General features: G+C 59.4%; 20 protein-coding genes. 9 read left to right on the forward strand and 11 right to left on the reverse strand.

Features of this window, described 5'->3' with window-relative positions:
• Positions 1–173 precede the first annotated feature (173 nt).
• Both BJF91_RS21520 and BJF91_RS21525 read right to left on the reverse strand, forming a co-directional pair.
• A complete protein-coding gene (locus BJF91_RS21520) occupies positions 174–728 on the reverse strand; it encodes a GNAT family N-acetyltransferase (RefSeq protein WP_075616599.1) in 555 nt (184 codons plus the stop codon).
• 247 nt (positions 729–975) lie between these two features.
• A complete protein-coding gene (locus tag BJF91_RS21525; RefSeq protein ID WP_075616600.1) occupies positions 976–2,127 on the reverse strand; it encodes a pyridoxal phosphate-dependent aminotransferase in 1,152 nt (383 codons plus the stop codon).
• A 326-nt stretch (positions 2,128–2,453) separates the two neighbouring features.
• Here BJF91_RS21525 and BJF91_RS21530 point away from each other — a divergent pair, with 326 nt between their 5' ends.
• From BJF91_RS21530 to BJF91_RS21555, 6 genes are all read left to right on the forward strand, one after another.
• On the forward strand, positions 2,454–3,227 hold the full coding sequence (locus tag BJF91_RS21530) for a DsbA family protein (RefSeq protein WP_075616996.1): 774 nt from the start codon (positions 2,454–2,456) through the stop codon (positions 3,225–3,227).
• A gap of 125 nt (positions 3,228–3,352) precedes the next feature.
• Positions 3,353–3,790 carry a type II 3-dehydroquinate dehydratase gene (gene aroQ, locus BJF91_RS21535; RefSeq protein ID WP_075616601.1) on the forward strand — a complete coding sequence of 146 codons (438 nt, stop codon included), beginning with the start codon at positions 3,353–3,355 and terminating at the stop codon, positions 3,788–3,790.
• Positions 3,791–3,815: 25 nt separating this feature from the next.
• On the forward strand, positions 3,816–4,295 hold the full coding sequence (gene accB / locus BJF91_RS21540) for an acetyl-CoA carboxylase biotin carboxyl carrier protein (RefSeq protein WP_075616602.1): 480 nt from the start codon (positions 3,816–3,818) through the stop codon (positions 4,293–4,295).
• A 4-nt stretch (positions 4,296–4,299) separates the two neighbouring features.
• Positions 4,300–5,652, forward strand: a complete 1,353-nt coding sequence (gene accC, locus BJF91_RS21545; RefSeq protein ID WP_075616603.1) for an acetyl-CoA carboxylase biotin carboxylase subunit — start codon at positions 4,300–4,302, stop codon at positions 5,650–5,652.
• A gap of 9 nt (positions 5,653–5,661) precedes the next feature.
• Positions 5,662–6,306: a leucyl/phenylalanyl-tRNA--protein transferase gene (gene aat, locus BJF91_RS21550; RefSeq protein ID WP_075616604.1), complete on the forward strand. Its 645-nt coding sequence runs from the start codon at positions 5,662–5,664 to the stop codon at positions 6,304–6,306.
• Between the two features lie 210 nt (positions 6,307–6,516).
• Positions 6,517–6,828 (forward strand): DMT family transporter, encoded by a 312-nt coding sequence (locus BJF91_RS21555; protein ID WP_075616997.1) that lies wholly within the window; start codon positions 6,517–6,519, stop codon positions 6,826–6,828.
• Positions 6,829–6,841: 13 nt separating this feature from the next.
• Here BJF91_RS21555 and BJF91_RS21560 read toward each other — a convergent pair whose 3' ends face one another.
• The 5 genes from BJF91_RS21560 to gatB all read right to left on the reverse strand — a co-directional run bounded on the left by BJF91_RS21560 (position 6,842) and on the right by gatB (position 10,464).
• A complete protein-coding gene (locus BJF91_RS21560; RefSeq protein WP_234911346.1) occupies positions 6,842–7,201 on the reverse strand; it encodes a DUF2155 domain-containing protein in 360 nt (119 codons plus the stop codon).
• 265 nt (positions 7,202–7,466) lie between these two features.
• Positions 7,467–7,865: an NADH:ubiquinone oxidoreductase subunit NDUFA12 gene (locus BJF91_RS21565; protein WP_075616606.1), complete on the reverse strand. Its 399-nt coding sequence runs from the start codon at positions 7,863–7,865 to the stop codon at positions 7,467–7,469.
• A 98-nt stretch (positions 7,866–7,963) separates the two neighbouring features.
• Positions 7,964–8,425, reverse strand: a complete 462-nt coding sequence (locus BJF91_RS21570) for a GNAT family N-acetyltransferase (protein ID WP_234801694.1) — start codon at positions 8,423–8,425, stop codon at positions 7,964–7,966.
• Positions 8,426–8,439: 14 nt separating this feature from the next.
• Positions 8,440–8,958, reverse strand: coding sequence for a GNAT family N-acetyltransferase (locus BJF91_RS21575; protein WP_075616608.1), 519 nt, complete (start codon positions 8,956–8,958; stop codon positions 8,440–8,442).
• A 3-nt stretch (positions 8,959–8,961) separates the two neighbouring features.
• Positions 8,962–10,464 carry an Asp-tRNA(Asn)/Glu-tRNA(Gln) amidotransferase subunit GatB gene (gatB, locus tag BJF91_RS21580; protein WP_075616609.1) on the reverse strand — a complete coding sequence of 501 codons (1,503 nt, stop codon included), beginning with the start codon at positions 10,462–10,464 and terminating at the stop codon, positions 8,962–8,964.
• A 353-nt stretch (positions 10,465–10,817) separates the two neighbouring features.
• Here gatB and BJF91_RS21585 point away from each other — a divergent pair, with 353 nt between their 5' ends.
• From BJF91_RS21585 to BJF91_RS21595, 3 genes are read left to right on the forward strand one after another with little or no spacing between them, the layout of a single operon-like run.
• Positions 10,818–11,567, forward strand: coding sequence for a glycosyltransferase family 2 protein (locus BJF91_RS21585; protein WP_075616610.1), 750 nt, complete (start codon positions 10,818–10,820; stop codon positions 11,565–11,567).
• A complete protein-coding gene (locus BJF91_RS21590; protein WP_075616611.1) occupies positions 11,560–11,883 on the forward strand; it encodes a lipid-A-disaccharide synthase N-terminal domain-containing protein in 324 nt (107 codons plus the stop codon). The genes BJF91_RS21585 and BJF91_RS21590 overlap by 8 nt, the downstream gene beginning before the upstream one ends.
• A 13-nt stretch (positions 11,884–11,896) precedes the next feature.
• Positions 11,897–13,342 (forward strand): ArnT family glycosyltransferase, encoded by a 1,446-nt coding sequence (locus BJF91_RS21595; protein WP_083943434.1) that lies wholly within the window; start codon positions 11,897–11,899, stop codon positions 13,340–13,342.
• A gap of 14 nt (positions 13,343–13,356) precedes the next feature.
• Here the strand turns inward: BJF91_RS21595 and BJF91_RS21600 are convergent, their stop codons facing one another.
• From BJF91_RS21600 to gatC, 4 genes are all read right to left on the reverse strand, one after another.
• A complete protein-coding gene (locus tag BJF91_RS21600) occupies positions 13,357–13,875 on the reverse strand; it encodes a GNAT family N-acetyltransferase (RefSeq protein WP_075616612.1) in 519 nt (172 codons plus the stop codon).
• 116 nt (positions 13,876–13,991) lie between these two features.
• Positions 13,992–14,528: a GNAT family N-acetyltransferase gene (locus BJF91_RS21605; RefSeq protein ID WP_083943435.1), complete on the reverse strand. Its 537-nt coding sequence runs from the start codon at positions 14,526–14,528 to the stop codon at positions 13,992–13,994.
• On the reverse strand, positions 14,479–15,960 hold the full coding sequence (gatA, locus tag BJF91_RS21610; RefSeq protein ID WP_075616614.1) for an Asp-tRNA(Asn)/Glu-tRNA(Gln) amidotransferase subunit GatA: 1,482 nt from the start codon (positions 15,958–15,960) through the stop codon (positions 14,479–14,481). Before gatA ends, BJF91_RS21605 begins: the two co-directional genes overlap by 50 nt.
• 76 nt (positions 15,961–16,036) lie before the next feature.
• Positions 16,037–16,324: an Asp-tRNA(Asn)/Glu-tRNA(Gln) amidotransferase subunit GatC gene (gene gatC / locus BJF91_RS21615; RefSeq protein WP_075616615.1), complete on the reverse strand. Its 288-nt coding sequence runs from the start codon at positions 16,322–16,324 to the stop codon at positions 16,037–16,039.
• Positions 16,325–16,417: the final 93 nt, after the last annotated feature.

Consider the following 16,417-nt stretch of genomic DNA (forward strand, 5'->3'; position numbering starts at 1 on the left):
GCTCTGCGTGGCCGTTTCTGTTTATCGCCCCTGGTTCGGTGATTTATTGTCCGCGGGCAGCTAATTGGAATGCAAACCAAGCATAACGCCCGGAGCGATGCGGACTCGCACGGAGGCGGAAAAACTACCACCTAGCCGCCTCTTCCTTCAGTGGCAGCGGCTAACGTTATCCGTCAAACCACCATGGGCCGGCTTCGGTGCATAATCAAAGTCGGCTGGTCTCGATAGCTGGCATCGCAGCGCTTGCTGAAACCATTCTTTTCCGCAACACGGATCGATGCCTGATGCTGCGGATCGAACAGGCAGACCGTTAGGTCACCCGGAAAAATCCGGTCGCCCCAGGCGAGCACCGCTGCGACCGCCTCCGTGGCAAAGCCTTTGCCATGGGCTTCCGGCGCCAAGACCCAGCCGATTTCGGGAATGCCGTCGAGTGGCGGCGTGATCTCGCGCTTGTAATCGGCAAAGCCGACATCGCCGATATAGGTCCCAGTCTGGCGATCCTCGACTGCCCAATACCCGAAACCCAGCGCTTGCCAATGGCCCATATAGGCGAGTAACCGCGTCCAGCTTTCATTGCGGGTCGACGGTCGGCCGGAAATGAACCGCACAACGCGCTCGTCCGCCCAGATGCGGGCCAACGTGTCGAAATCGTCGCGGCGATGGCCCCGCAATCTGAGCCTATCCGTTTGAAGTTCCGGCACGGCAACGGGCTGCTGTCGGGTCTGCATCGCGGGTTCTCCTGTTATCGTCTCTGGTGAGAGCGATGACTGCGTGTTGACGGCTGACGGCCTCGGCGATCCCGTTCAGACTTTGATTCAAGCGCTTACCATCTTGATTCCGCGGGAGCCGCCAAGTCTTTGAAAACGCGCTAGGTTAAAGCATCGAATCCAAAATCAGCGTCGGTACAATGCTCTAACGTTTTATTTGCGCATCGGATGTTTGCGAAAGCCGGTTCCCACTTTTCGGTCCGATGCTTTAGCGAAGCCAGTCTGCAATCCTACCTGTCGCCTGCTGCATATCCTCAAGCGTGCCGGCATAGGAGATGCGCATGGCGCGATGACCTTCCAGCGGATCGAAATCGAGGCCTGGCGTGGCGGCAACGAAGGTCTCGGCCAGCAATCGCCTGGCGAAATCCATACTGTCATTGGTGAAACGGCTGACATCGACATAAGCGTAGAAGGCACCGTCGAGCGGCGACAGCAGTGGCAAGCCCAGTTCCGGCAGGCGGGTCGCCAGAAAATCCCGATTGGCACGGCAGGCGGCGCGGTAGTCTTCCAGTTCGGATCCGGCATCGAGCGCTGCACAAGCGGCGATCTGCGACAGTTCCGGTGCCGATATATAAAGGCTCTGGGCGACGCATTCGACGCCGCGCACCAGCGCTTCGGGCAGCACCATCCAGCCGATCCGCCAACCCGTCATCCGGTAATATTTCGAGAAGGAATTGATGACGATGGCGTTTGGCGCGAATTCGACGGCACTCGCCTCCTCCGCGCCATAGGTCAGGCCGTGATAGATCTCGTCAGAGATGAAGGCGATGCCGTTGTCGTCGCACCAGAGCGCCAGTTGCTGCAGCGCGGCGCGTCCCGTGACCGTGCCGGTCGGATTGGCGGGGCTTGCCAGAAGCACGCCCTTCAGCCGCACGCCGGCAGCCTTTGCCGCGCGCTCGAGACTGTCAGGCGTCAATGTATAATTGGTCTCAGGCCCGACCGGCACTTCGATCACGACAAGGCCGAGCGCCTTCAGGATGTTGCGATAGGCGGGATAGCCGGGCCTTGCGATTGCCACCGCATCACCGGCCTCAAACAGGGCGAGGAAGGCAAGGTTGAAGCCCGCCGAAGAGCCTGTGGTCACCATGATCCGTTCCGGCGCCACCGAAGCACTGTGGCGGCGCTGGTAATAGGCAGACAGCGCCTGGCGCAGATCGACGCGGCCAAGCGCATCGGTATAGCCGATCTGTCCGGCCCTAAGGGCCGTTTCAGCGGCCTTGATTGCCTTCTCTGGCGCCGGAGCGCCGGGCTGGCCGACCGCGAGCGAAATCACGGGGTGGCCCGCTGCCTTCAGGCGATTGGCCTCGGCCAGGATATCCATGGCGTGAAATGGTTCGACGGCACTACGGGTAGAGAGCATGACCAAGGCACTGTGTCTTTCTTTTAAGTAAAGGCTGCAAAGGCGGGTCGCGCCCGACATTTGCCGTATTGCATCCCCTATCACAATGGCGAGAGCCGGGCGGCAGCGCGTTTTTCACGCTTTTCCCGGCAAACAAAAGAATTAACCTGTGTCAGGCGTTTCCAAAGTCGTGGATGGTGAATATCGTCAAGCCGGACTGGACTGAAACGTCCGTGACTGTCAAAACGCAAGCCTTGAGCTTGTCGATCGCCCGGGCATCACGCAATTGGCCCGTTGCCATAAGAGGCCTGCGGCCATATGAGGCCCGTCGCTATAAGAGGATTGAGATGAAGACATTGTTGATGCGCACCACCATGCTTGCTGCGCTGCTGGCCTGCACAGGCTTCACCTCCTCTGCCTATGCGCTGGACGACAAGCAGAAGCAGGAAATCGGCGCCTTCATCAAGGAATACCTGATCGCCCATCCCGAAATCATGCTTGACGTGCAAGATGCCCTGCAGAAGAAGCAGGAAGAGGCCCGCGCTGGCCAGGCCTCCGCCGCCATTGCCGCAAACAAGGCGGAAATCTTCAACGGTAAGGACGACATTACGCTCGGCAACCCCAAGGGTGATGTCACCGTCGTCGAATTCTTCGACTATAATTGCGGCTATTGCCGGCATGCGCTCGCCGATATGGATACGATCGTCGAGAGCGACAAGAATATACGCTTCGTGCTGAAGGAATTCCCGATTCTCGGGCCGGATTCCGTTGCCGCCCACCGGGTAGCCGACGCATTCCGCAAGCTCGCCCCTGAAAAATACAGCGAGTTTCATCATGCCGTTCTCGGCGGCAGCGGCCGTGCAACTGAAGACAGCGCCATCGATGCCGCTGTGACGCTCGGTGTCACCGAAGCCGCGATCCGCAAGGAAATGGCTGACAGCCCCAACGACAACTCCGTCAAGAAAACCTATCTTCTTGCCCAGGATCTCGGCATCAATGGCACGCCTGCCTATATCGTCGGTGACGAGCTGATATCAGGGGCAATTGGCGCCGATGCACTGCAAGATAAGATCAAGAAGGTGCGCACGAGCCTTCAGGCCTGTGGCAAATCAACCTGCTGAATCTACCAGATAGTCGCGATATACAGCTGATTTTACAGTGTAGCCATTGAGAGAAAGGCGCAAAGGGCTTTTCCTCGACCCTATGCCGGTTTATAGGAGGCGGTCGAAAACGCGACGGAATAGCGATGAGCAGAACAATTTTCGTGCTGAACGGGCCAAATCTGAATGCGCTCGGCAAGCGCGAGCCTGGGATTTACGGCGGCAAGACTCTGGCCGACATCGAGGCGGATTGCATCCGGCTTGGAACGGAACTCGGTCTTGCTGTGGAATGTCGCCAGAGCAATCACGAAGGCACTTTGGTCGACTGGCTGCATGAAGCCGGCGATCGGGCGGTGGGCGTAGCGCTCAATGCCGGTGCCTATACGCATACGTCGATCGCCTTGCACGACGCCATGCGGGCCATCGCCGTTCCGGTGGTCGAAGTGCATATCTCGAATGTCCACGCGCGCGAAGAATTCCGGCATACCTCAATGATAGCGCCCGCCGCCAAGGGGGTCATATGCGGCTTTGGTCCGTATTCGTACCTCCTGGCGCTGCATGCGCTTGATAACCTCACACGATAAAACAAGAAATTCAGGGACAACCTCCATGGCAGCAGAGAAGAAAACCGGCATCGATCAGGCGCTTATCCGCGAGCTGGCCAATATCTTGAACGAAACCGATCTCAGCGAGATCGAAGTGGAGCAGGATGCGATGCGGATTCGCGTGTCGCGGGCCGCACCGCAGATGGTTGCCATGCCGCAGATGCAGTACGGCGCACCCTATGGTGCACCGGCCCCTGCCCCTGCCCCAGCCGCCGCTCCTGCCGTTGCAGCACCTGCCGCACGCGACCTTTCGAAGGCCGTCACCGCACCGATGGTCGGCACGGTCTACATGTCGCCGGCGCCGGGCTCTGCACCGTTCATCACTGTCGGCGCCACGGTCAAGGAAGGCCAGACGCTGCTGATCATCGAAGCCATGAAGACCATGAACCAGATCCCTTCGCCCCGCTCCGGCAAGATCGTCGAAATCCTGATCGACGATGCAAGCCCGGTCGAATACGGCGAAGCAATGGTCATAATCGAGTAAGCCGATGCCAGCCATTTCCAAGATTCTCATCGCCAATCGCGGCGAAATTGCCCTGCGCGTGCTGCGCGCCTGCAAGGAACTCGGCATTGCTTCCGTCGCCGTGCATTCCACTGCGGATGCCGATGCCATGCATGTGCGGCTTGCTGACGAGAGCGTCTGCATTGGCCCGCCGCCCTCGCGCGACAGCTATCTGAACATTCATCAGATCGTCGCGGCCTGCGAAATCACCGGGGCGGATGCCGTCCATCCCGGCTACGGCTTTCTTTCGGAAAACTCCAAGTTCGCCGATATTCTGGACGCCCATGGCATTACCTTCATCGGGCCGACCGCCGACCATATCCGGCTGATGGGTGACAAGATCACCGCCAAGGAAACGGCAAAATCGCTCGGCATCCCCGTCGTTCCGGGTTCTGCCGGCGAAGTGAAGCCGGAAACCGCGCTGGAAATCGCCCGCGAAATCGGTTTCCCGGTTCTGATCAAGGCCACCGCCGGCGGCGGTGGACGCGGCATGAAAGTGGCGCGCACCGAAGAAGAACTGTCGGAAGCCGTTTCGACCGCCCGCTCTGAAGCGGCAGCCGCCTTTGGCAATGACGCTGTCTACATGGAAAAATATCTGGGCAAGCCCCGGCATATCGAAGTGCAGGTGTTCGGTGACGGCGAAGGCAACGCCATCCACCTCGGAGAACGCGATTGCTCGCTGCAGCGCCGTCACCAGAAGGTGCTGGAAGAGGCCAACTCACCGGCGCTCAACCACGAGCAGCGGATGAAGATCGGCCAGGTCTGCGCCGACGCGATGAAGAAGCTAAAATATCGCGGCGCGGGCACGATCGAATTCCTCTATGAAAACGGCGAGTTCTATTTCATCGAAATGAACACCCGTCTTCAGGTCGAGCATCCCGTGACTGAAGCCATTACCGGCATCGACCTGGTCTATGAACAGATCCGTGTCGCTTCCGGCCAGGGGCTCTCGGTTAGCCAGGAGGATGTCGTGTTCCGTGGCCATGCCATCGAATGCCGCATCAATGCGGAAGATCCGCGCACGTTCACGCCGTCGCCAGGCACAATCACCCATTTCCATGCTCCGGGCGGGCTTGGCGTGCGGGTGGATTCGGGCGCCTATGCCGGCTATCGCATTCCGCCCTACTATGACAGCCTGATCGGCAAGCTGATCGTGCATGGTCGTACTCGCGAAGAATGCATGATGCGTCTGCGCCGGGTTCTCGATGAATTCGTCATTGACGGGATCAAGACGACCCTGCCATTGTTCCAGGATCTGATCAACAATCCGGATATTGCCAAGGGCGATTACGACATCCACTGGCTGGAACACTATCTGGCAGAGACGTCCCCGAAATGAGGTAGGAAAATGGGTCGGCGCCGCGGCAGGGATACAAGTATTACACCCGATGTCCTGCTGCGCGCCTACTCGATCGGCCTGTTTCCCATGGCCGAATCCAGCGACGATCCGGAGCTTTTCTGGGTCGAGCCTGAACTGCGGGGCATTATTCCGCTCGACACCTTCCATTACTCGAAGAGCCTTGCGAAGACGATCCGGCAAAAGCCGTTCGACATCCGCTTCGACACCGCTTTCGAGCAGGTTCTCGACAAATGCGCTGAACCAGCGCCGGACCGCCCCAGCACCTGGATCAACCAGACCATCCGCGATCTCTACACCTCTCTGTTTCGCATGGGCCATGCCCACAGCGTCGAAGCCTTTGAAGGCGACGAACTGGTCGGCGGACTCTATGGGGTATCACTTGGCGGCGCATTTTTCGGTGAGAGCATGTTTTCGCGGCGGTCAAACGCTTCCAAGATTTGCCTTGTCCATCTCGTGGAAAGGCTGAAGCAGCAGGGCTTCGTGCTGCTCGACACGCAGTTCACCACCGAGCATCTGAAGACCTTCGGCGCTATCGACGTGCCGAAGACCGAATATAGCCGGATGCTGCAGCAGGCCATGATGATAGAGCACCGTCCGTTCCTGCTGGCTGGAGAGACGAACCAGGCCATCTAACAGGTCCTTTATGTCACGCTAGAGTGCCGTTCAGCTCGTTTGGCTGCTGGTGCCCGGCCGCTAACGCGATCTTGAAGCATCTTCGCCCTAGCCTTACATATAATCACTAGGACGGCAAAGTCAGCGCCCTGGCGCGTGCTGTGCGGCGACGGAGGACGACCTTCGTTAGATCGGATGATAGAGCGGGACGACCCGATTGTGGAGACAATCATGAATTGGGTCTATCTGACTTTAGCAGGACTTCTGGAAATCGTCTGGGTGATCGCGATGAAGCAATCGAACGGCTTCACGCGGCTTGTTCCGAGCTTGGTGATGGCGGTGGCTATGGCAGGCTCTTTCAGCCTTCTTGCCTTGGCAATGCGCAGCCTGCCGCTCGGAACTGCTTATGTTCTTTGGACAGGGATCGGCGCAGTTGGCGCCTTTACGGCCGGCATTGTTCTATTTGGCGATAGCTTGTCTGCAAGCCGCGTTATCGCCGCCGCGCTTATCGTGACCGGCATGGCCATTCTGAAAATGTCCTGATGTAGGCAGCATACTACTTTACCGGCGGCTTCGGCACGTCTGACGTCTGCTTGCAGTCCTTCAACCACACGTCATAGATCGGATGCTCAATAGCGTTCAACGCCGGGCTGTCGGCAAACATCCAGCCGGAAAAAATTTGGCGGATACGGCGATCAAGAGTGATCTCATCGACCTGGACGAAAGCATCGACATGCTGGGCTTCAGTCTCGTCGCGGGAATAGCAAGCCTTTGGCGTCACCTGCAGGGCGCCGAACTGTACCGTCTCATTGATATAGACGTCGAACTCGGTGATCCGGCCGGTGATTTTGTCGAGCCCGGAAAATACCGCAACGGCATTGGAGATACGAGCAGCATCGGCGGGTGCCGTCGCCATGGTCGAGAGTGCGACAGTCACGCTGGACACGGCCACAATTGCTCGCAACACCCTTTTCGCCTGTCTCACAGATCGTATTCCTGTCGTTTCCGGCTATTCATCGATCATGCAGTTCCGACGTAGGGATTGCTCGAAAGCCTATTGCCCTGCCCTGTCGGATAGCCGATCACGGCAGAGATATGATCACTCATTGCGGGAACTCTATGGCCAAAAACCGGAAAAGGCGCAGCATGGGAGATTACCCTTGCGCGCCTGTTGTTCCGTCTCAGTTACCAGGCGTCCAGGCGTCGTAGTCGCCGGTGACACGCGGGCGCTCGCCAGTGGCAGCAATCGAACCCTGCGGACGATAGGCCAGGGCAGAACCGGTGAGGTTCGCCTGATGCGGCTTTTCCCATTCGCGGGCAACGTAGTTGTCCTTGGTCGGCGGCACATCAGTGCGGTGGTGCATCCAGCCATGCCAGCCGGGCGGGATCGCCGATGCATCGGCGTAGCCGTTATAGACAACCCAGCGGCGCGGCAGGCCGAAACTGCTCATGCCACCTTCGTAATAGATATTGCCCTCGGCGTCTTCGCCGACGCGCTTGCCCTGGCGCCAGGTGAAAACACGGGTTCCGACGGTCTGACCGCTCCACCAGGTGAAAATCTGCAACAGAAGCTGCTTCATGTCTTATCCTCGGCTCCGCCTTGAGGCGGCTTTCAATTGTCTCTCGCTTATGACGCCTCGATTGGCGCTTGTCCAGAGTTTTGGACCCAAAGCCCTGTTCATTTCAGCTTGAACTTGAAGCCGAAATGGCTCTTTTTAAAGCCCAGCCGCTCATAAAAGCGATGGGCGTCCAGCCTTGCGGCATTGGATGTCAGCTGGACCTGAGCAAGGCCGCGCTCCCGCGCCTGCTCAAGGCAAAATCGGATCATGGCAGCACCGATCCCCTGCCCCCGGCAGTCCGGCCGCGTCTGCACAGCCTCGACGATCATGGAAGAAGAGCCGCGCCCCGACAGCGTAGTGGTGATCATCGTCTGGAACGTGCCGACCACCTCTCCGTCACGCTCGGCCACATAAAGCGTCTGGCTGTCCGATGTCGCTATACGGCGGAAGGCGGCGAGATATTCGGGAAAGGCCTGCGGATCGCTGGTGTCGCCATGGCCACCAAGCTCATCGGCAGCAAAAAATCCGATGATGGTGGCGAGATCCTCTTCCCCCGCTTGGCGAATCGACAGCTCGGTCATACCGGACATCCTGTTTAGAATGGACCGGAGAGAACATTCACCAGCGGCTTTTCCATGATCATCGCCTCGATACCGCTGCCGGCAGCGCCACAATTCTTGGTCATATCGACCTCGACGAAGCCATGCCTGGCATAGAAGGCGATGGCATTGGCATTCTTCGCCTCGACTTCCAGCCGCAGGATCTCCGCGTCGGGAAAGCAGGTTTCCAGCTCGGTGAGGATGTCGGTGCCGATCCCCTGCCGCTGCAGGTCCGGGTGAATGTAGAGTTGGTGCAGCATGGCGGTCTTGGCCATATTGTCGGCCATGGCGGCAAAGCCCATGCCGCCGATGCGCTTGCCATCGTCGGCGACGAGAAACTCGCCGCCCTTCTTGGCCAGCCGCGCCTTCAGCGCGGCCGCCGAATGCCAGGTATCGATGATCTTCTGCACCTTCGGCACGCCATACAGGCCGTCATAGGTGGCATGCCAGGTCTGCGCCAGCAGCATCCGCACCTTTTCCAGATCGCGATCATTGGCGGTGCGGACGAAGAACATTGCTTATTCCTCCAGGCCGAGCTTTGCCTTGACGAGGGCCTGCACCGCCTGCGGATTGGCCTTGCCACCGGTGGACTTCATGACCTGGCCAACGAACCAGCCGGCCAGCGTCGGCTTGGCCAGGACTTTGGCGACCTGATCGGGGTTGGCGGCGATGATCTCGTCAACAGCCTTTTCGATGGCGCCGGTATCCGTGACCTGTTTCATGCCACGGCTTTCGACGATTTCAGCCGGGTCGCCGCCCTCGTTGAAGACGATTTCGAACAGGTCCTTGGCGATCTTGCCGGAAATGGTTTCGGCCTTGATCAGGTCGATGATGCCGCCAAGCTGGGCGGGAGAAACAGGAGTCTCTTCAATGCCTTTACCGGCTTTGTTCAAGGCGCCCAGCAAGTCGTTGATAACCCAGTTTGCAGCGGTCTTGCCGTCGCGACCGGCAGCGACAGCCTCGAAATAGTCGGCAATCGCCTTCTCGGACACCAGAACCGAGGCGTCGTAGATCGATAGGCCAAGCTCGGCCACGAAGCGGGCCTTCTTGTCGTCTGGCAGTTCCGGCAGGTCTTTCTTCAGGGCATGCACGAAGGCATCGTCGAATTCGAGCGGCAGCAGGTCCGGATCGGGGAAGTAGCGATAGTCATGCGCGTCTTCCTTGGAGCGCATCGAGCGGGTCTCGCCCTTGTTGGGGTCGAACAGCCGGGTTTCCTGGTCGATGGAGCCGCCGTCCTCAAGGATGGCGATCTGGCGGCGGGCCTCATATTCGATGGCCTGACCGATGAAGCGGATGGAGTTGACGTTCTTGATTTCGCAGCGCGTGCCGAAACCCTCCCCCAGGCGGCGCACGGAGACGTTGACGTCGGCGCGCATCGAGCCTTCGTCCATATTGCCGTCGCAGGTGCCGAGGTAGCGCACGATGGAACGCAGCTTGGTCATATAGGCCTTGGCTTCGTCGGACGAGCGCATATCCGGTTTGGAGACGATTTCCATCAGCGCCACGCCGGAGCGGTTGAGGTCGACATAGGACATGGTCGGATGCTGGTCATGCATCGACTTGCCTGCATCCTGTTCCAGATGCAAACGCTCGATGCCGATCTCGATATCCTCGAAATTGCCCTGCCGGTCGGGGCCCAGCGAAATGATGATCTTGCCTTCGCCGACGATCGGGTCCTTGAACTGCGAGATCTGATAGCCCTGCGGCAGGTCGGGATAGAAATAGTTCTTGCGGTCGAAGATCGAGCGCTTGTTGATCTTGGCCTTGAGGCCAAGACCGGTGCGCACCGCCTGCTTGACGCATTCTTCGTTGATAACAGGCAGCATGCCGGGCATGGCGGCATCGACCAACGACACGTTGTCATTCGGGGCATTGCCGAATGTGGTGGAGGCGCCGGAAAACAGCTTGGACTGGCTCAAGACCTGGGCATGGACTTCCATGCCGATGATCACTTCCCAATCGCCGGTGGCGCCGGGAATCAGGCGTTTAGGGTCCGGGGTGCGCGTATCGACAAGGGTCATGACATGCTCTTTTCAGATCCATTCCGGTGGCCGTGAGCGCAAGGCGCTCTGCCTGACGAAATGCATATATGGAAGGGGCCGGAGCGGTCGGCGACCTCGAAGAAACGCTGCGCTCCGACTGTGATTTTCAGCTTCCGGGTTAAAACAATTGCAGCCGAGGCGCAAGTCGCGGCATCACCCTGTCATCAGGCTATTCTCGGTCCATTCATCTTAGCTAACGCCTCCAATAGGGCAAAATCGCATCGCTCCTTGCAAATTGCCGGGTAAAGCCACGACAACAGCCCTGCAAGGCGGATGACGCGCCAGGGAAAACAGGCTATGGGGGCGGCTGAAAACACGTTTGGAACCCCTAGATGACCGCGTCCATACCCAGTTTTGCCGTTGTCGTGCCGATGAAGAACGAAGCCGACAATATCGACCTCATGATCAGCGAGATCGAAGCCGCCTGCCAGGGTGCCGATTTCGAGGCGATTTTCGTCGACGACGGTTCGACGGATGCGACGCTCGCCCGACTGAAACAGGCGGCCTCGGTCAAGCCCTGGCTGCGGGTGCTGCACCATCCTAAGTCCGGCGGCCAGTCGGCGGCGGTGCATTCAGGCGTGAAGGCGGCGCGCGCACCCGTCATCTGCACCATGGATGGCGATGGCCAGAATCCGCCTGCGGAAATCCCGCGCCTCGTCGCCCCGCTGCTCGATGCCGCAGCTGCACCCGATCTCGGGCTGGTGGCCGGCCAGCGCGCCCGTCGGCAGGATACGCTGTCGAAAAAGCTTGCTTCGCGCTTTGCCAACGGCATCCGCCAGCGTATCCTGAAGGACAACACCCGCGATACCGGCTGCGGGCTGAAGGCATTCCGTCGCGACGCCTTTCTCGACCTGCCGTTCTTCAACCACATGCACCGCTATCTGCCGGCGCTGTTTTCGGCCTACGGCTGGGGCGTAGCGCATGTCGATGTCAGCCATCGCCACCGCCATGCCGGCACATCCAATTACAACAATCTGCAGCGGGCCCTGGTCGGCATCCACGACCTGATCGGCGTCAGTTGGCTGATCAAGCGGCGCAAGACCGTTCGCCCGCAGGATATCGGACCCTCATCTCATGAATGATCTTCTCGCCTATTTCAAAATCCACGACACCGCCGACCTGATCTGGCTGGGGCTGGGTGTTGTCGCACAGCTGATGTTCTCGCTGCGCTTCATCATCCAGTGGCTTGTCTCGGAAAAGCAGAAGCGCTCGGTCATTCCCGCCGCCTTCTGGTGGTTTTCGGTGATTGGCGGTATCATGCTGCTGGCCTATGGCATTCATCGTGGCGAGCCGATCATCATGCTCGGTCAGGGTCTGGGCATCGTCGTCTACATCAGAAACCTGATGCTGCTGCATCAGGGTCGCAAGACAGACCTGCCTTCCGAAACCAAGTCCTGAGCAGGTCACACCGATGCAGATCACCCTTCGCACCAGCCTCCTGCTGATATCAGCCATTACGGTCTACCGGATCGTCATGCTGCATTTCGACGGCACCGACCTGTTTGTCGATGAGGCGCAATACTGGCTGTGGTCGACCCATCTCGATTTCGGCTATTATTCCAAGCCGCCGATGATTGCCTGGGTGATCCATCTTTTCACGGCAATCGGCGGCGGAAGCCAGGATATCTTCTGGATCCGCGTGGCAAGCCCGCTTTTCCACATGGCAACCGCCATGCTGCTGATCCCGGCCACGACAAGGCTGACCGGATCACAACAGGCCGGCGCCTGGACCGGCTTGAGCTATGCGACCCTTCCCGGCGTGGCGCTGTCGTCGGTGTTCATGTCGACAGATACGATCCTGTTTCCCTTCCTGGCGCTGACGCTGCTCTGCTATTCGCATCTGATCGAGCGGCGCTCAATGGGTTATGCTGTGCTGATGGGCGTTGCCATCGGCTGCGGCACGCTTTCCAAATACGCAATGTTGTATTTCGCGGGAACTGCGATCATTGCCGCCATCGCCCTCCCGAAGGCGCGGATCGCGCTGCGTGATGCCGCACTGGCTGCGGTTGCTACGGTCGTCGTGATCGCTCCAAACATTTGGTGGAACGCCACCCATGGCGGTGCGACCCTGAAGCACACGTCGGAAAATGCGGACTGGCACGGGCTGAACTTCAAAGTCGGTAAGGCCGTCGAATTTATCGGTAGCCAGTTCGGCGTGGTCGGCCCAGTTTTGTTTGCGGCGCTGCTGATCGTCTTCTACCGGCTGGTACGGGGCCGAGCTTCAACCACCGAAAAACATCTGTTCATTCTGTCCTGGCCGATCATCCTTGCTATCATCTTCCAGGCGCTGATGTCGCGTGCCTATGCGAACTGGGCGGCCACCGCCTATGCGGCAGGCACAATGCTGGCGGTCTATTATCTGCTGAAGGCTTCGCCGCGGGCCCTCACCGCTTCGCTGGTTATCAACGGCATCATTGCCCTTCTCTTCCCGCTGCTGACGACCATCCCGCGCGACGTGACGCTGCCGAACGGCCAATCAGTGCTTGCCCGCTATCTCGGGCGCTCCGATCTCAGCTGGGCCATCGCCAGCACCGCGGCCCGGGCCGGCACCGCAACTGTCGTGGCAGACAATCGCGATATCCTGGCCGATCTCTTCCACACGTTGCGTGACGAGCCCTTCACCATAAAAGCCCGCACATCAGGTGGATTTCCGCGCAATTATTATGAGCAGGAATTTCCGCTGACCTCTGCGATGGGCAATGAGACTGTGCTTTATGTGACCGGCGCCAATCTTGTATGCCAGGGGTCGGTCGTCGATCCTGTGGCGGATCTAACGCCGAAGGACGGCTATCTCGCAGGCCGCAAGCTGAAAGCCTATGCGGTGCCGGCAAGCTGCCTCACCAACCAGGTGACCTGATTGTTGGCGACGGCTTATTCGAAGCCGCCGCCCGGGCCATAGGTATAGTTGCGTTTCGCAACGAGCCGCTTCGACATACCGACCGTCTCAACATCGCGGTCGAGCTTGGGATTGTAGACCACCGACAGCCAGTGGACGCTATAGCCATGGTGCTCAAAGAAGCCGACTGCCTGGCGGTTGCGGGCATGGGTTTCCAGATGTGCCTCATCGAAGCCGAGATGGACAATATCTTCTTCGATGGAGGCCAGCAGTGCCTTGCTGTAACCCCGGTTCTGATAATCCGGATCGATCCAGAAGTCAGAAATCTTGTCATCGAGATTTTCCCGCGCCGCCCAGCCAACAGGATGACCGGCATGCTCGACGACCGAGATGGAAATCAGATGGGACCGGGTGAAATTGGTAAAGGCGCTGCGGGCATTGTCGACCATAGTCCGCGTTTCGCCGACAGGGATCATCGCCTGTTCCCAAGCGCGAAAGCCGATATCGGCCAAGATGCCTGCCTCTTCGGAATGCGCGCTGCGAATCGTCGCCATCGGCTCCTCACATTGGTGATCGCCTGAGTAGAGCATTGGCAAGGCATCAAGACCAGAGGGTTAATATTTTATAAACATCTTGCTTGACAGCGGCAGCGGATGGCGTCGACAGGCAATCAATAGAGCAGACGCCGCAGCCGCACCTTGGGAATTTCCAGCCCCATGATGCTATCGCGCTCCATGCCCTGCCAGAGAAACTGGAAGCCGCAGCTTTTGTAGAGCGCCTGAGCCGCGAAATTGTTCTGGTGGGTGGAAATCCGCGCCTGCTTGACCCCCTCGCCCCGCATGGTGTCGCACAGGTGCTGGACAAGCGCCCGGCCGATGCCGCGTCGCTGCCATCGCGGTGCGATCCAGATGTCGCTTATTTCGTCTACAGATGTTTCGCGCGCGCCCCAGCCTGCAACGACGCCATCGACGTCTGCCACCGCGATCTGAAGCGCCGGCGCAAAGGGAAAGCGCAGGAAGGCCGCCTTGACCTTCTGGGCAATGGCGGGATTGGTCATCACCCGGTCGAGCGGACCGGTGGATTGCCAGCTTTCCCAGCCGACCAGACCGACCGCATCGCGGTCGGCCTCGGCCATGGGCCTTAGGATCAATGGGGTCTTACCACCACTTTGGGGCGGTGAATTTTCCGGCGGCCTGTTCGATGACATGGGCGGTCTTGAAAAGCGTTTCTTCTTCGAAGGGCTTGCCGATCAGCTGCAAGCCAAGCGGCAGACCCTTGGCATCCAGACCGGCGGGAACCGAGAGACCCGGCAGACCGGCCATGTTGAGCGTCACCGTGAAGATATCGTTCAGATACATTTTCACGGGATCGGCTGCCATGTCCTGGTCGCCAATCGGGAACGCAGAAGACGGAGTGATCGGCGTCAGGATCGCATCCACACCGCCGTCGAACACCTGCTCGAAGTCGCGCTTGATCAGGGTGCGGACTTTCTGGGCGCGCAGGTAATAGGCGTCGTAATAGCCGGCGGAGAGCACATAGGTTCCCATCAGGATACGGCGCTGCACTTCCTTGCCGAAGCCGGCGGCGCGGCTCTTTTCGTACATTTCGGCAATGTCCTTGCCGTCGACACGCAGGCCGTAGCGCACGCCGTCGTAACGGGCGAGGTTGGACGAGGCTTCGGCTGACGCCACGATATAATAGGCCGGCAGCGCATATTTCGTGTGCGGCAGGCTGATATCGACGATTTCGGCACCGGCGTCCTTCAGCCAGGCAATGCCCTTCTGCCAGAGCGCTTCGATCTCTTCCGGCATGCCATCAACGCGATATTCCTTGGGAATACCGATCTTCATGCCCTTGATCGACTGGCCAACTGCGGCCTCATAATTGGGGGCGAGCAGATCGACGGAGGTCGTGTCCTTCTCATCGATGCTGGCCATGGACTTCAGCAAGATAGCAGCATCGCGTACATCGCGGGCGATCGGGCCGGCCTGGTCGAGCGACGAAGCATAGGCGACGATGCCCCAGCGCGAGCAGCGACCATAGGTGGGCTTGATGCCGACGGTGCCGGTAAAGGCGGCCGGCTGGCGGATCGAGCCGCCAGTATCGGTGGCGGTGGCGCCAGCGCAAAGCTGGGCTGCAACGGCGGCAGCCGACCCACCCGACGAGCCACCGGGCACAAGCTTTTCCGTCGAACCCTTGGCGCGCCACGGGTTAACAACAGGGCCGTAGTGGGAGTTTTCGTTGGACGAGCCCATGGCGAATTCGTCCATGTTGAGCTTGCCCAGCATGACGGCGCCGTCGTTCCAGAGGTTCTGGGTGACCGTCGATTCGTATTTCGGCTTGAAGCGGTTCAGGATGTTCGAGCAGGCCTGGGTATGGACGTCGCGAGTGGCGAACAGGTCCTTGACGCCGAGCGGAATGCCTTCCAGCGCGCCGGCCTTGCCGGAGGCGAGCCTTGCATCCGACGCCTTGGCCATGTCGCGGGCGATCTCAGGCGTCACCGTCACATAGGCATTGATCGCATCATTGGCCGCCTCGATGGCGCCGAGATAGGCGTCGGTCAGTTCAACGGCAGTAATGTCCCCGGCAACCAGCTTGTCGCGGGCTTCGGCAATGGTGAGACTGGTGAGTTCGCTCATGATGAATTCGCTTTACGGTTTGGCGCAGTAAAATGGACGGGTCGCTTGGGACAGAGGTTCTGACGAACCTAGATGCCTATTCGACGACCTTCGGCACCAGGAAGAAGTGACGATCAGTTTCCGGCGCGTTGGCGACGATATCATCGGATTTGCCGCCATCGGTCACGGCGTCCTTGCGCTTGCGCATTTCCATCGGCATGACCGAGGTCATCGGCTCGACGCCATCGACATTTACTTCCGACAATTGTTCGACAAAGCCGAGAATGCCATTCAATTCGCCCATCACCCGCTCGGCCTCATCCTCGGGCAAAGCAATACGGGCAAGTTTGGCGACACGCTTGACGGTGGCGAGATCAACGGACATCGGCATTCTCCAGATCGATTATCAGACCGCTATAATGGCCCGACCGCGCCGGCGCAACGGGGAGGAGTTGCCGCAAACGTATTTTCACCTCCC

Source organism: Gillisella taibaishanensis (genome assembly GCF_001938985.1).
GTDB classification, from domain to species: Bacteria; Pseudomonadota; Alphaproteobacteria; order Rhizobiales; family Rhizobiaceae; genus Allorhizobium; species Allorhizobium taibaishanense.

Bases quoted from the DNA above. Each gene is read 5' to 3' on its own strand.
- gatA (WP_075616614.1), bottom strand. From the start codon at position 15,960: ATGAGCGAACTCACCAGTCTCACCATTGCCGAAGCCCGCGACAAGCTG.
- BJF91_RS21570 (WP_234801694.1), bottom strand. From the start codon at position 8,425: ATGACCGAGCTGTCGATTCGCCAAGCGGGGGAAGAGGATCTCGCCACC.
- BJF91_RS21555 (WP_075616997.1), top strand. From the start codon at position 6,517: ATGAATTGGGTCTATCTGACTTTAGCAGGACTTCTGGAAATCGTCTGG.
- aroQ (WP_075616601.1), top strand. From the start codon at position 3,353: ATGAGCAGAACAATTTTCGTGCTGAACGGGCCAAATCTGAATGCGCTC.
- BJF91_RS21590 (WP_075616611.1), top strand. From the start codon at position 11,560: ATGAATGATCTTCTCGCCTATTTCAAAATCCACGACACCGCCGACCTG.
- accB (WP_075616602.1), top strand. From the start codon at position 3,816: ATGGCAGCAGAGAAGAAAACCGGCATCGATCAGGCGCTTATCCGCGAG.
- BJF91_RS21520 (WP_075616599.1), bottom strand. From the start codon at position 728: ATGCAGACCCGACAGCAGCCCGTTGCCGTGCCGGAACTTCAAACGGAT.
- BJF91_RS21560 (WP_234911346.1), bottom strand. From the start codon at position 7,201: ATGGCGACGGCACCCGCCGATGCTGCTCGTATCTCCAATGCCGTTGCG.
- BJF91_RS21530 (WP_075616996.1), top strand. From the start codon at position 2,454: ATGAAGACATTGTTGATGCGCACCACCATGCTTGCTGCGCTGCTGGCC.
- gatC (WP_075616615.1), bottom strand. From the start codon at position 16,324: ATGTCCGTTGATCTCGCCACCGTCAAGCGTGTCGCCAAACTTGCCCGT.
- accC (WP_075616603.1), top strand. From the start codon at position 4,300: ATGCCAGCCATTTCCAAGATTCTCATCGCCAATCGCGGCGAAATTGCC.
- gatB (WP_075616609.1), bottom strand. From the start codon at position 10,464: ATGACCCTTGTCGATACGCGCACCCCGGACCCTAAACGCCTGATTCCC.
- BJF91_RS21565 (WP_075616606.1), bottom strand. From the start codon at position 7,865: ATGAAGCAGCTTCTGTTGCAGATTTTCACCTGGTGGAGCGGTCAGACC.
- BJF91_RS21575 (WP_075616608.1), bottom strand. From the start codon at position 8,958: ATGTTCTTCGTCCGCACCGCCAATGATCGCGATCTGGAAAAGGTGCGG.
- BJF91_RS21585 (WP_075616610.1), top strand. From the start codon at position 10,818: ATGACCGCGTCCATACCCAGTTTTGCCGTTGTCGTGCCGATGAAGAAC.
- BJF91_RS21595 (WP_083943434.1), top strand. From the start codon at position 11,897: ATGCAGATCACCCTTCGCACCAGCCTCCTGCTGATATCAGCCATTACG.
- aat (WP_075616604.1), top strand. From the start codon at position 5,662: ATGGGTCGGCGCCGCGGCAGGGATACAAGTATTACACCCGATGTCCTG.
- BJF91_RS21600 (WP_075616612.1), bottom strand. From the start codon at position 13,875: ATGGCGACGATTCGCAGCGCGCATTCCGAAGAGGCAGGCATCTTGGCC.
- BJF91_RS21525 (WP_075616600.1), bottom strand. From the start codon at position 2,127: ATGCTCTCTACCCGTAGTGCCGTCGAACCATTTCACGCCATGGATATC.
- BJF91_RS21605 (WP_083943435.1), bottom strand. From the start codon at position 14,528: ATGTCATCGAACAGGCCGCCGGAAAATTCACCGCCCCAAAGTGGTGGT.